The sequence below is a fragment of the Seonamhaeicola sp. NFXS20 genome, assembly GCF_049132085.1.
In the GTDB taxonomy this organism is placed as follows: domain Bacteria; phylum Bacteroidota; class Bacteroidia; order Flavobacteriales; family Flavobacteriaceae; genus Seonamhaeicola.
The window spans coordinates 1-14,418 of record NZ_JAFMPU010000010.1 but is presented as its reverse complement, the minus strand read 5'-3'; the positions used below and the strand labels follow the sequence as shown (position 1 = coordinate 14,418).

General features: G+C 32.1%; 9 protein-coding genes. All 9 read right to left on the bottom strand.

The annotated features are described in order from the left end of the window. Positions 1 to 92: 92 nt before the first annotated feature. A complete protein-coding gene (locus J1D01_RS13300; protein ID WP_421151157.1) occupies positions 93 to 1,589 on the bottom strand; it encodes a DUF4832 domain-containing protein in 1,497 nt (498 codons plus the stop codon). A 98-nt stretch (positions 1,590 to 1,687) separates the two neighbouring features. Then, complete coding sequence (locus J1D01_RS13295; protein ID WP_372938160.1) at positions 1,688 to 2,791, bottom strand: acyltransferase family protein; 1,104 nt, start codon at positions 2,789 to 2,791, stop codon at positions 1,688 to 1,690. A 109-nt stretch (positions 2,792 to 2,900) separates the two neighbouring features. Continuing rightward, complete coding sequence (locus tag J1D01_RS13290) at positions 2,901 to 3,803, bottom strand: PKD domain-containing protein (RefSeq protein ID WP_421151156.1); 903 nt, start codon at positions 3,801 to 3,803, stop codon at positions 2,901 to 2,903. 32 nt (positions 3,804 to 3,835) lie between these two features. Then, on the bottom strand, positions 3,836 to 5,203 hold the full coding sequence (locus tag J1D01_RS13285) for a DUF4832 domain-containing protein (protein WP_421151155.1): 1,368 nt from the start codon (positions 5,201 to 5,203) through the stop codon (positions 3,836 to 3,838). 11 nt (positions 5,204 to 5,214) lie between these two features. Continuing rightward, positions 5,215 to 6,573, bottom strand: a complete 1,359-nt coding sequence (locus tag J1D01_RS13280) for a Gfo/Idh/MocA family protein (RefSeq protein ID WP_421151154.1) — start codon at positions 6,571 to 6,573, stop codon at positions 5,215 to 5,217. Positions 6,574 to 6,667: 94 nt separating this feature from the next. Next, on the bottom strand, positions 6,668 to 8,140 hold the full coding sequence (locus J1D01_RS13275) for a RagB/SusD family nutrient uptake outer membrane protein (RefSeq protein ID WP_421151153.1): 1,473 nt from the start codon (positions 8,138 to 8,140) through the stop codon (positions 6,668 to 6,670). Positions 8,141 to 8,158: 18 nt separating this feature from the next. Continuing rightward, positions 8,159 to 11,473: a SusC/RagA family TonB-linked outer membrane protein gene (locus J1D01_RS13270; RefSeq protein WP_421151152.1), complete on the bottom strand. Its 3,315-nt coding sequence runs from the start codon at positions 11,471 to 11,473 to the stop codon at positions 8,159 to 8,161. A 578-nt stretch (positions 11,474 to 12,051) separates the two neighbouring features. Then, positions 12,052 to 13,437 (bottom strand): phosphoglucosamine mutase, encoded by a 1,386-nt coding sequence (gene glmM, locus J1D01_RS13265; RefSeq protein ID WP_372938810.1) that lies wholly within the window; start codon positions 13,435 to 13,437, stop codon positions 12,052 to 12,054. Positions 13,438 to 13,450: 13 nt separating this feature from the next. Then, positions 13,451 to 14,418: PIG-L family deacetylase (locus tag J1D01_RS13260; protein ID WP_421151151.1), on the bottom strand; the 968-nt coding region annotated here is incomplete at its 5' end.

The following is a 14,418-nucleotide window of genomic DNA, read 5'->3' as shown; positions in this document are numbered from 1 at the left end:
GTTTTAATCAGTTCAATATTTTGTTCAGAAATTTGAATAAGTGATTTTTGATTGGATTTGAAAATACTTTTCAACTAAATCAAAATTGTAATTTATTCAACCTTAATGTTAGAAAATAAAAGGTTCCAACCTGTTGATGAATCCCATACTGATTTTGAGTTTAATTTTCCTGCTAATCTAATGGCATATTCTGGACGATTATAAATTTTAGGGTCTGGATCTGGTAAATTTATAAAAAGCTCATAGTTTCCTTTAATTATGGTTTCTGGCCACTGTACAGCTAATTTAATTGTTTGCAACTCATCTGTAAACCAATATCTAGGATCGCAATCTATTTTAGTTTTATATACTTTTTTACTAGCTTTATTTCTTAGAACTAATTCTACAAACCTGTAATTATATGTAGATGCATAACCTTCATTAAGAATATCTAATTCTAAATTAAGCGCTGTACCGTTTTTTATTTTAGTTGGAAAAATACCTCTTTTTAATGCAAACCTATACCCTAAATTTCTTTTTATTTCATCTATACATTTATTGGCCCAATCGCCATTTACGGCTCCAGACCATGATGTGTTTAAAAATGAGGTATGAAAACGTTTTAAATATTGTTGTGCACCGCCACCTTCAGAATCACAGTCGTTATAAGGACTATATACATCTTCTCCATTTTCACCTCCAGGACATGTTTCTCCGCCAAAAACAAGAAACTTAGTTTCTGAAGCTATATATTCTTTTAAGTTCAATGTATCACTTACTGCTGGCCATTCATGAAACGAGTTGTATGTCCAATAATCATCATAATTAGCTAAAATACAATCGTTATGATGTGCAATTCTAGCTATTGGCGATTCATTAAAGGCTTCTGCTTTTGTTATTGCTTTTGCTTGCTCTGGATGTGCATTTTTTCCATCAAGATATCTTAGTTTATAATAAGGCGCACGTACTTGTATCATTCTAGATTTTGGAACAACTTCTAGTAATTTATTTATAACTTCTGCTCTATCTAACCAGTTTTTATCTGTAACTGGGCCATGTTCTAAATCTCCAAAAAAATCTGAATAATACTGCTCTCCCCAGGGACCTATAAGGCCCATTTGCACTACTGCTATAACATCTTTGTTTTGTTCTAAAATTGGTTTTAATTGGTTTAAATGCTCTAAAATAATTGATTTAGGAGCGTCTTTAAACGGTGGGTCACAGCAAGTGTTACTATATGAAAATCTTAAAACAATTTTATTACCAACTTTACGGATAATATCCATATCTGTTTGAATTGCACTTAATGTTTTATTAGATATTAATTTATCTTTAAAAATATCTAGTTGGTATGATCTATAAGTTAGAGAACTTGCAACCTTAAAACCTCCGGCAGCTGGCATTAGTGTTCTTAATTTAAGTAAGGTATCTGCATTTAATGGTACAAAATTACTTGCATTGGTACCAAATGGTCTATAAAACCCTCGTTCTGGATTTATAAACTCATCTATATCATTTTCATAAAAAACTTCAACAGTTTGTTGTTTATATTCTGAGCAAGATGCTAATACTAAAAGTAAATAGCATATGTGTATTAATTTATTTTTCACAATTATTGTTTAATTACCTTATATAACTAAAATATATTTAGTTTTAAATTATAACTCTTTTTGGTTATTGTTTATTAACGAAACACCTATAATAATCTCTAAATTTTTATATATGTTTTGTTTCTATGCATATACCATAGTAATAAATAAATGAGTCCAAATCCTCCTACGGTAGCAAAAGCGTTGTAATAAGCACCTAAATATTGTTCAAAACCAAATAGTAGGTATTTAGCAACTTCAGGAAAATCTATTACATGTGAAATTACATAAGCTGTAATAGCATTAATACCTATAATTTTTAAAGGAACGCCCCATTTAACATAACCTTTTACATCTATAATCCAATAAAATGTTGCCATTAATAGCATGCATATACCAGAAGATAAAAGTACAAAAGTGCTATTCCATATTTTCTTTACGCTTGGATGAAATATATTTAAAATTAACCCAATTACTATGAACGCTAAGCCTATTAAAAGTATATTTTGTGCTATTTTTTGTCTTGGTTGTTTAGAACGTAACATTTCTCCTGTAAACAAACCAGAAAGTGTAGTAGCTATAAAACCAAAACCAGATAATAACCAGGTATATTGGTAACCATCATCAAAACGTCCAAAAACATAATGGTCTATATATAAAGCTATATTTTTATCGGGTAACAACTCACTATTACCTATTCCGGGTACGTTAGCAAACTCTAATAACAATCCATAAATTAGTAAACAAACTATAAACAAGAAATATCTAGCTTTTTTGTTTAAATGAATATAGGCTACACATGAGAAGAAATACCCCACTGCAATGGCCTGTAGTGTATTGCTAAATATTTTAAATTTATTAATATCTAAGGCTAATAAATTACCTTGAACTACCCAACCTAAAATGAATAAGATTATAAAACGTTTAACTAAATGTGGGTATAATTTTGATTTATTATCTATTTCTTTAACACGCCTTTCCATTGAAAACGGAATAACAACTCCAACTAAAAAGAGAAAAAGAGGCATAATAATATCATAGAAATGAAAACCAAACCATTCAGGATGCTCAAATTGAGTGGCAAAAAAGCCTGAAGTTTTTGTTTGAGCAGCTTCATGAAGGTGTGCAAAAAAACGATCTGCAAAAATAATCATGAGCATATCAAAACCTCTTAGCACATCTATTGAAAGTAGCCTATTGTTTAGTAATATAACTTTATTCATAAAGTTTAATTAATATTTTGTTTATGGGTGTAATAACTTAAAGGCTATATTCTACTCCATTATGAAGTGCCTCATTGTATGTTGCATAAAATTTATTGACAATTATGTACTACTCACAAAAACCAGATGACTCTACAGGTAATTCGTAGGTTACAAAACTACTAGTGCCTGTTACTTCTGGAAAACTAGCTACTCCTGCCCAACCAATAGTTAATTCTGTAATGGCTAAACTTATTGTACTACCTAATGAACCAAATTGTGTTTTTGGTATACTAATTTCTATAGCATTAGTTTCGGCATCAATGCTAACAATTCCTGAAGCAATAAAATTAGCACCAGAACCGGCTAACCAGTTCCAAGCCCAACCTCCGTTGGGATCAGCATGTTCATAAAACGCCCCCCATGAACCTGTTAAAGCAGGACCTTCAAACAAATAATCTGCACCAGATCCTTCTGGCCATTGCCAACTTAAAAGCCCTGTGCTTGAATCTCCATCAGAATTTATATACATATCTATTAATTCCATCTGCATAGTAGTAGTACCTTCTATGTAAATATTAATGTTATCTCCGCCACCCCACATTTTAATTTTTTGCATAGATATACCGTTTGGTTCTTCGTATAAATAATCTAAATCTGCCCAATCATCAAAACTACCATCAATTTCTATATCTATATTTAAAACCTCAGGAGCTGTAATAGTTTTTGTTATATAAGCCTCATTACCAGCATCATTCATTGCTGTTAAAGTAACTTGAATTTCTCCTCCTGCTTTTGTATATCTGTAAGATGGATTTTCCTTTTCACAGTAAAAATATAAATCTCCAAAATCCCATCTATAACTTGTAGCGTTTTGAGATAGATTTGTAAAGGTAAATAAGTTACCATCATTGGTAAATGTAAAATCTACCACGATGTCTCCTGGGTCTGATCCTGTAATATCACCATCTGAGTCACAACTTATAAATAGTGACACAGCAATGATGAAATAGAAAAGTTTTAGTTTTTTCATGATTATATTGTTTTAGCGATTGTTAATTAGTTTTAATTTATAGTTAATGTGTGTGATAATTTATTGTAGCCTTCTATTGAATCCCAAACATTACTGTTGGCTAATTGAATGGAATATTCTGGTCTATTAGCCAATGTTTCATGGCTATCTTCAATTTTTAAAAACAAGTTGTATTCTCCTGCCGGAATTCCTGATAGGCTAACAGACTCGTTTAGTTCATAATTTACCGCTGGAATTACTTTTCTTACATCAAAATCTAGGGCTTTTTTATAAGTAGTTTCTCCTGTAGTTGATTTAAAAATTAAAAAAGCATTCTTTTTGTTATATACTGGTGCAAAACCTGCATTATCTACAACTAGATTTAATTCAAAATTTTCATTACTGTTAGCTTCATATTGTAATGATGCGCTTTTTAGTAAAAGCCTATAACCAAGTTCTCTTTGAAAATCATCAAAACAACTGTTGTCTCTCCATACATTTAATACAGGCCCATACCAATCTAAATTTAAATACGTCCATTTTAGTAAAGCCATTTCTGTATCTGCAGTAGCACAACTAGCTGTAGGTATGCCACTTGGAGGGCAAGTTTCTCCTCCTGTTGGCACAAAAAGAGCTTCATTGCTTATAAAACTTTTCTCTATAGTTACATTTTGATAGGTACCATAATCATCTGGACTAGCTAAAAAGCAATCGTTATGAAATCCTACACGAGCAATATCTGAACTACCATAACCTACACTAGCATCTATTGCCGTAGTATAATCAAAAACCTCTTGTTTGTACAATGGTGTTCTTAATTGAATTTTTATTTCTTCTGGTAAAACTTCTAACAATTTATTTACAACAGCTTTTTTATTTTCGGTTGTTGTTAAATTGTTTGTTGTAGTATGCCATTCACCCCAAGAACCAATAAAACCAGCTTGCACAAAAGCAATTACATCTGCATTATCTTGAAAAATTGGTTTTAATTGATCTAAATGAGTTTGAATGATATTAAGAGGAGCATCTGTTTCACTTTGATCATCGTTATAAGCAAAACGAAGTATACATTTTATTCCTGCCTCTCTTAATCTTTCAAAATCTGTTTTTATTAAATCTAATTGGGCAGTACTTAAATCTGAATCTTTAAAAGCCTCTAAATAGTAAAGACGTAAAATAATAGTTACATTCTCATTTTTTAAACTATTAAGAGTAACCAAATTTAATGGTGTTCCTTCAGAATTAACACTCCAACTATGCATAAATCCTCGCTCAGGATTTGATATAACTTCTAACGACGCGGTATATGTTATTTCATTTACAGTAACATCATCTATAGTATTATCATCGTCTGAGTTTGAGCTAGAACTACAGCTAATGATTATAAAAAGAAACGCCAAAATTAAAACTCTTTTTTCCATAGTATTTTTTATTAGTAAGTGTCTTTAATCCACTCATACGGTTTTCTTTTTACCCAATTGCCTCTTGTAAAGTCTGGAAAATCTTGAGGTTCGCCATTATTTTCAATAGAAGCTTCCGATAAAGGAGTTATAGCACTCCACGCAGCGGCATCATAAGCATCCATAGGTGGCGCTATATTTTGTTTAGCAGACTCAACAAAGGCGTGAATTACAAAAAAGTCCATTCCTCCATGTCCTGCTCCGTTAGCATGTTCTCCGTACTTTTGCCATAATGGATGGTCATATTTTTTAAGCCAATTATCTGCATCATCCCATTTATGAGCTTCTGTTATACCATCAATATGCATTCTGTTTCCATCAACTTCCCATAAACCATTTGCCCCTTGAACCCTAAAGCCTAAAGAATAAGGTCTAGGAGAGTTTGTATCATGTGTAACTATGATGGTTTCTCCGTTTGCTGTTTCTATAGTAGATGTTATTATATCTCCTAATTTGAATTTCAATTTTGCATTAGGATGATTTTCACCGCCGTGTTTAACTATATAATTATGTAAGCCAACAGCTTTGGTTGCATTTGATGTTATAGACATAAATCTATTACCTCTGTTAATATTACACATGGCTGCAATAGGTCCTACCCCGTGTGTTGGGTATACATCTGCATTTCTTAATAGTGAATGCTGAGTTCTCCAAACAGATTCTGAAATTCCTTTCTCTCCAAATTCAACTCCTTTACCATAAGCTGTTTTACCATCATTAAACTTTACGTGTCTTAAATCGTGTTGATAACCACATCTAAAGTGTAATAGCTCCCCAAAAACATTTTGTCTTACCATGTTTAAAACTGCCATAATATCTCTGCGGTAGTTTACATTTTCAAGAATCATTAAATGTGTTCCTGTTTGCTCATGTGTGTTTACTAAATCCCAACACTCTTCCATGGTGTTTGCGGCAGATACTTCTAAGCCCGTATATTTACCAGCTTTCATAGTATCTTTTGCCATTAAAGTATGCCATAGCCATGGTGTTGAAATTACTACTGCATCAACATTTTCTAAATCTAAAAGGTTTCTGTAATCATAATTGTTTTTACCAAAAACTAAAGGTTTTTTTTGACCACTTTTTGTAATCATATCAACCGCTATATTAATTCTGTTTGGGTCTATATCGCAAATAGCAGTTATTAAAACATCATCTCTTAATAAAAGATTATTTAAATGGTTAGTGCCTCTTAGCCCCACACCTATCATTCCTATTTTAAGTTTTTGAGAACTATTATTTTTGGTTGACCCAAAAGTGAAACCTGGAAGTACTGAAATTCCTGCTCCTACTATGGCTGTTTTTTTAATAAAACTCCTCCTTGAATCCATTTATCTGTAATTTTATTTTTAAATTATGATTAATTAAAGGGCTGTAATATGTTTTTAAAGGTTACTACAACCCTTTCTCCTAAACCAAACTCAATTAATTATAATCTGGGTTTTGTAAAAACTCACCTTTACCCTCGCTTATTCTTTCTAAAGAAAAAGGATATACTACTTTATGAGATGCTGTTTCACTAGCAGAACCTGTAAGTTCTAAGTTATATTCGCTAAACTTACCATGTCTAATTAAATCTGAACGGTATTGCCCATTTTCGCACCAATATTCATGAGATCTTTCTAAAAGAATCATGGTGTTAAATGAATCGATATCAGCATAATCAGTTAATAAAATATCATCTAAACCAGCTCTTTCTCTAACAATATTAACTAAGTCTATAGCTTCTTGTGTAGGTGCTCCTAGTTTATTAGCTATAGCTTCAGCTTTTGATAATAGTACATCTGCATATCTGTAAACAATAATATCTACCGTTGTTATACCTGTTGTTCTTGCAACGTCTTCTGCTATTTTTAGAGGTATAGGTCCGTATTGCATATTTGTACCTGGGTTATTTCTATTATAAGTTACCCCATCGGTACCCACATATTCTGCAATAAGGTTTGTTTTTCTAATATCATTAGCTTCAAAAGAGTCATAAAATTTCCAAGAACTTTGTATGGTACCCCATCCTCCTTTGTCTGGATAATTACTAGGTAAGACCATTAGTTGCCATTGGTTTTCACTTGTACCAGCATAGTCTGCAGGTATTGCCCACATAACTTCTTTACTATCTACAGGTGCTTGTACATCCCATAAGCCTACGTAATCATCTTCTAACTCATAGTAATTCATTTCCATTATTAAGTTTGCTTGTTCTTCTACATCTGCCCATCTTTTTTGGTGTAAATACAATCTAATTAATAGCATTCTTGCCATACCTTGACTAAATCTTCCATAATTAGTTTCAGAAGGGGGTAATAAATCTTCTGCTGCATCAAGTAAATCTTGCTCAATAAAACTTACCATTTCATCGTTAGTTAGTCTTGCTAAAGGAACTTCTTCTAATGGGTTTTGAAGCAATTCTAATGGAGCTACAACTAGTGGCCCATACATATCAAAAAGTTCATAGCTTAACAATGCTCTTGCGCATTTAATTTCTGCTATACCTAACTTTTTTACATTATCATTAACTGAAGAGTTTTCTATTAAATCTATACTTAATGTATTGGCACTAATTTTATTGTAAAAATCATCATAAAAACGAGTTACACTTTCATGTATAGGCTCATAACTATGGTAAGTAGCGTATAATTGCACACCATAATCTCCCATTAAAATTTCAGTTGTAGCATCATTAATAAACATAACGCCTCGTTCTGAAGTAGTGTGAAAACCATCCCACCAAGCACCTCTTAAAGGGTAGTATGCTGCTGCAACTAAAGCTTGTACATCATCTTCTGATTGTGGAAATATAGCGGGGTTTATTTCATCATAATTTACAGACTCAAGTTCTGGACTACATCCATTTGATAGGACTATAGTTAACCCTATCAGAAATAATTTAAGATTTTTCATAATCATATTATTTTTTTATTAAAATTTTAAATCTAAACCTACTGTAAAGGTTTTTACGTTAGGGTAAGAAGCTACTAAGTTTGTTGGATCTCCACCTGTTGAAACTACATCTGGGTCATAACCATTTGTTTCTGGGTCTGCACCATCATAAGGTGTTATTACAAAAAGATTTTGTGCGCCTATTCTTAATGCTGCACTAGTTGATGAATTTTTACCAAATGCATTTTTTGGAAATTGATATGTAAGTGATATATTTTGCAGACGAATAAACCAAGCATCTTGATAAAAGAAATCTCCAGAACCATAGTTTGAATATCCATAGTGAGACCCTGGTCTTGTAGTTGAAGGATTGTCTGGAGTCCATCTGTTTAGTATACTAACTAATGCATTATTACCTTGAACAGCAACACCATCTGCAGATACCCCATAAGCAACATCTGTAGCATCTATAATTTCTCTACCAAACATACCATTAAAATGGAAGTTTAGTTGTAAATTTTTATAAGTGAATACATTAGTAAAACCAGCAATAAAATCTGGATCTGAACTACCTAATAATACAGTATCTGCTATATCTATCTGTCCGTCTGGTTCTCCTGTACGCTGAAAAACTCCATTTTCATCAACTACAGGGTTTCCGCTTGCATCTCTAACAAAACCATTAACATCTTTAATTTTTATTTGACCAGGGAATAAATCTGGTTGCGCAGGCACCACTTCTCCTATTTGCATTATACCATCAGATAAGTAGCTGTAATTTGCACGAATAGGGTCATCTACCTTTTCATATACAGCAGGTTTCCAGTCTGGTGCTCTTTCTAACCATTTATCATTATATGTAGAATAGGTTAATGTACTTCTCCATGAAAAGTTTTTAGTGCGAATATTAACAGAATTAAGTGTTAATTCTAGCCCCCTACTTTGTGTTGAACCTATATTGGCATCTACCGTAGGTATTACATGATATGAATTAAGGTCTTGTACATCTAAAAGATCTGATATTTCTCTATTAAAATACTCTATAGAACCAGATACTCTGTTATTAAAGAATCCAAAATCTAAACCAATATTAGTTTCTTTTGTAGTTTCCCATCTTAAATTAGGGTTAGCTATTCTGTCATAAAGCACCCCTGTTAATATAGATTCATCTGGATTTAACCATGCATTAACAGCTATTAAAGCGTCTTTTGCATTAGCTGGAATTTCTTGGTTACCAACTTCTCCATATCCTGCTCTTAATTTAAATTGAGATACAACATTGCTAATATTTTCCATAAATGGTTCTTCGGCAATATTCCATCCTAAAGCAATAGAAGGAAAAATTTCATATTGATTTTCTTTAAAAAACTTACCAGAGCCATCTCTACGAACTGTAGCCGTTAATAAATACCTATCTTTATAAACATAGTTTATTCTTCCAAAAACAGATGCAAGTTCATTTTTGCTTTTAAATGAAGAAATACTGGCTACACCTGCTGCAGAATTCATACTATTCCATAGGAAAGCATCTGTAATGAAATCATTATTTTGCATAGACTCTTGAGTATCTTCATTATTTTGATAAGAAGCTCCCACCATAGCAGTTAATTTATGAGACTTATTAAACTCTGTGTTGTATGTTAATGTAAAATCTATTAACTTATCATTTTGTGTTGAGTTAGCTATTGAAGCTCTACCGTTTTCTAATTCTCCCCATAGAGTTGTTCTAGGTAAATAAGTATATCTATTACTCACTCCTTGATCTATACCTCCAGATAGTCTTGCCACTAAACCTTCAATAGGTTTTATTTCTAAATAAAAGTTAGCAAGTGTTCTATCGGTTTTTCCTTCATCTGTAATTGTAAGCATTGAAGCTGGGTTAGATGTTGTGGCATTATCTGGATTAATAGGATAATTTCCATACTCATCAATGGCATCAATAAGCGGAGTGGTTTGTATTGCAGATCTAATTATACCTGAGTTTTCATAAGCTTGTCCTCCTAACTGAGTATTATCATTGTTAATTGTACTTTTAGTAAACGTAAGACCTACATTAATGAAATCATTAATTTTTTGATCTAAATTTAATCTAAAAGAAGCTCTTTCAAATTCAGAATTTTTTAGAACTCCTTGATGTTCATATAAATTTCCAGACAAATAATATCGTGTACTTTCTGTACCTCCATTTATTGATAAATTATGTTGTTTTATGCTCCCACTTCTTGTTACTAAATCAAGCCAATCTGTACCTTTACCTGCGTTGTTTATTTGATCATCAGAATAGTATCTAGAAAAAGCAACGCCGTTAACAGGGTTTGCAACAGCTTCTTCTAAGGTTCTACTACTTTCTACTCCGCTAGCATAGGGCGTTACTCTATTTAAAAATGCCCAATTTTCATAAGCAGCCTCATTTCTTAACTTCATATATTCAGAAGCGTTTAAAACCTTGTAATTATCTTCATAACTCTGAAAAGAAGTTGAAGTAGAATAATCTACATTAATTTTACCCGCTTTTCCTTTTTTAGTTGTAATAATAATTACCCCGTTTGCTGCTCTAAGTCCGTAAATAGCAGAAGAACTGGCGTCTTTTAAAACCTCAATAGATTCAATATCATTAGGATTAAAAGAATTTAAAATTCCTTGAGTACCACCACTAAATCTGTTACCATCATCAGGCTCATTAAATTCTGTTAAAGGGAAACCATCTACAATAATTAAAGGAGAATTACTTCCGTTTACAGACGCAGCACCACGAACGTATATATCTATACCTCCACCAGGTTGCGCACTGTTTTGAGTAACTTGTAAACCTGCTGCTTTTCCTTGTAAAACATGTCCTATAGAGGCGGCTTCTGACAATATTAAATCGTCTGTTTTAACTTGAGAAATAGCTCCAACTAAATCTCGTTTTCTTTGAGAACCATAACCAACAACAACAACTTCATCTAAACTGTTATTATCTGTAATTAATTTAACATTTATTATTGTTTCTCTACCTACTACAACTTCTTGGGTAACAAAACCAAGAAACGAAAAAACCAAAGTTGATTTTTCTTCTGCTAATGTAATACTGTAGTTTCCATCAAAATCTGTAGCAACACCTTTACTGGTACCTTTTACAACAACTGAAGCTCCAGGTAATGGCACACCACTTTCATCGGTTACCACACCGGTAATAGTAATCTGTTGTTCGTTCTTAATATTAGCTTCTAAAGAGCTATTAAAATTTAGTGAATGCGTTTCCGCATTAATTTGAATAAAAGAAACTATAAAGACTAACATAGTTAGCTTCTTTTTTAAATCAAACCTTAATTCATTACTCTTTACATTGAGCAGTGTTTTGATTTTTTTCATAGTTTTGTTTGTGATTTAGTTAGAATTAGAATAGAATTAAAATCACTGTATTAAAGCCGAAGAATGCCACAACATTTTTCGGTTTTTTTAGTAACAGTAATTAGATTTATTTTGTCATTAGTTTTAATATTAAATTCGCGTCTCTAAGTATCAATTTACTTCTACTTCGGAATACGCTTTCTAGAACATTTAGTCAAATAACACCCACTTAAAGCATTAAGACTTTTATTATAAAAACATTTACTTTTTAATGTTTTTTTTGTAAGCAGGTTAATTATTTTTTTAGTATTAGGCAATTATTTTTGAGTGCTTAAAAAACTCGATTACACACTATAAAACAGAGAGTTACCAGTAAATTACTATCTAATAAAAATATGCTTTTATTATTTATTTCTTTAGCTAATATATATGATTTTATCAAATAAACAATGAAAAAACCAAAAAAATGTGCTCGAACACATAAAAAAATGTTATCGAGCACAAAAAATTAACAAAATCATTGAAAATAACTCATTTTTAATGTAAAAATACATGTGTTACAATTCATGTTTTTATGAGTTAACATTTTAAAATTGGTCTTAAAGAATATTAAACTTGATTTCATTAATAATTTTTTTTGCTAATGCATCTGCTTTAAATTGTGAGGTACTCTCTGTATAAATTCTAATAATTGGTTCTGTATTTGATTTTCTTAAATGAACCCATTCTTTTTCAAAATTAATTTTAACTCCATCTACACAGCTCACTTCTTCTTTTGCATAATTTTTAGCAATATTGTTTAAAATTAAATCAACATTAACTTCAGGATTTAATTCAATTTTATTTTTACTCATAAAATAAGTTGGATAACCTGCTCTTAATTGTTTGCAAGATTTAGTTGAAGTTGCTAAAAGGGATAGAAATAAACCTAAGCCAACCAAAGAATCTCTACCGTAATGTGATTCTGGATAAATAATTCCTCCATTCCCTTCTCCACCAATCACAGCATTTGTAGACTTCATTTGTTTAACTACATTAACTTCTCCTACAGCACTTGCACTATAATTACCTCCATATTTTTCTGTAATATCTTTTAAAGCTCTTGATGAAGACAAGTTAGAAACTGTGTTTCCTTTATTATGTTTTAATACATAATCTGCGCAGGCTACCAAAGTATATTCTTCTCCAAACATAGTTCCATCTTCATTTATAATAGCTAACCTATCAACATCTGGATCTACTACAACACCAAAATCTGCTTTTTCCTTTTTAACTAACTCTGAAATATCTGAAAGATGTTCTGCTAATGGCTCTGGATTATGAGGAAAATCTCCGTTTGGCTTACAATATAACTCAACGCACTCAACACTTAATTTTTTAAGCAACATGGGTATAGCTATTCCTCCTGTAGAATTAACAGCATCTACAACAACTTTAAAATTAGCTTTTTGTATAGCTTCTACATTTACTAGCTCTAACTCTAAAACTTTATCAATATGCTTACTAATGTAGTTTTCCTTTTTTGTATATGCTCCTAAAGAGTCAACTTCAGAAAAAATGAAATCTTCATTTTTGGCTATTTTTAAAATCTCATCTCCCGATTCTGCATTTATAAATTCTCCTTTTCTATTTAACAATTTTAAGGCATTCCATTGTTTAGGGTTATGACTTGCTGTAATAATAATGCCCCCATCTGCTTTATCCATTATTACTGCCAATTCTACGGTTGGCGTTGTAGATAGACCAATATCTGTAACATTAATACCTAAAGCTATTAATGTATTACAAACCAAATCACTAACCATTTTTCCAGAGATTCTAGCATCTCTACCAATTAAAACAGTTAAATCTTTATTGGTAGAATTGTTTTTTAACCACATACCATAAGCTGCAGCAAACTTTACCGTATCAATTGGAGTTAAGTTTTCATTTACTTTGCCTCCTATTGTTCCTCTTATTCCTGATATAGATTTTATTAAACTCATCTTCTTCTTTTGTTTAATAATGCCATCTTACAAAAGCCTCCATAGCAGCGTAATGCGCTAAACCTAATTGGTGGTATATATCGGCTGTTTCACGGTTACGATCTTCTGCGCGTTGCCAGAACTCTCTACTATCGGATCCTTGAAAGACCACACCATCCTTTTGCGATTGGTGCTTGAATATGGCATGACGTTTTTCCAGTACTTGGTCTGGACCCATTGGTACTGCCATTTCTATTTCATCAATACCCCATTCTTGCCATGCACCTCTATAGAGCCAAAGCCAGCAGTCGTCCATAAATTTCTTGGGTTTTAAGCGTTTTACCGCTTCAAAAACAGCATCTAAACAAACTTTATGGGTACCATGTGGGTCTCTTAAATCACCTGCTGCATAGATTTGATGGGGTTTTACTTTTTCTATCAAATCCATAGTGATTTGTATATCTTCTTCGCCAATAGGGTTTTTCTCTACTCTTCCAGTTTCATAAAATGGTAATTCCATAAAATGAATTTGTGCATCTGGTAATCCTACATAGTGGCAGGTTGCTCGGGCTTCTCCTTTTCTAATAAGGCCTTTTATATACCTTACCTCTGGAATGTCTATTTCACTGGCTTTTTTGTTTTTAAGAAACTTTAATGATTTTTTGTAAATAGAGTCTGCTTCTTTACTTTCAAATCCAAACTTATCATTATAATCGCATACAAAGCTTGCAAATCTTAAGGCTTCATCATCTGCCACTGCTATATTGCCTGAGGTTTGATAACCTACATGTACTTCATGTCCTTGTTCTACCAATCTTTTAAAAGTACCTCCCATACTAATAATGTCATCATCAGGATGTGGGCTAAAGATTAACACGCGTTTTTTGGCTGGTTCTGCACGTTCTGGACGTTTACTATCATCGGCATTGGGTTTTCCCCCTGGCCAGCCGGTGATGGTGTTTTGTAGCTTGTTAAAAATTTTAATATTTATGTCGTAGGCAG

What these genes read in the sequence shown, in the direction of transcription:
- J1D01_RS13295 (WP_372938160.1), bottom strand. Translation starts at nt 2,791, where the DNA reads ATGAATAAAGTTATATTACTAAACAATAGGCTACTTTCAATAGATGTG.
- J1D01_RS13290 (WP_421151156.1), bottom strand. Translation starts at nt 3,803, where the DNA reads ATGAAAAAACTAAAACTTTTCTATTTCATCATTGCTGTGTCACTATTT.
- J1D01_RS13285 (WP_421151155.1), bottom strand. Translation starts at nt 5,203, where the DNA reads ATGGAAAAAAGAGTTTTAATTTTGGCGTTTCTTTTTATAATCATTAGC.
- J1D01_RS13280 (WP_421151154.1), bottom strand. Translation starts at nt 6,573, where the DNA reads ATGGATTCAAGGAGGAGTTTTATTAAAAAAACAGCCATAGTAGGAGCA.
- J1D01_RS13275 (WP_421151153.1), bottom strand. Translation starts at nt 8,140, where the DNA reads ATGAAAAATCTTAAATTATTTCTGATAGGGTTAACTATAGTCCTATCA.
- J1D01_RS13270 (WP_421151152.1), bottom strand. Translation starts at nt 11,473, where the DNA reads ATGAAAAAAATCAAAACACTGCTCAATGTAAAGAGTAATGAATTAAGG.
- glmM (WP_372938810.1), bottom strand. Translation starts at nt 13,437, where the DNA reads ATGAGTTTAATAAAATCTATATCAGGAATAAGAGGAACAATAGGAGGC.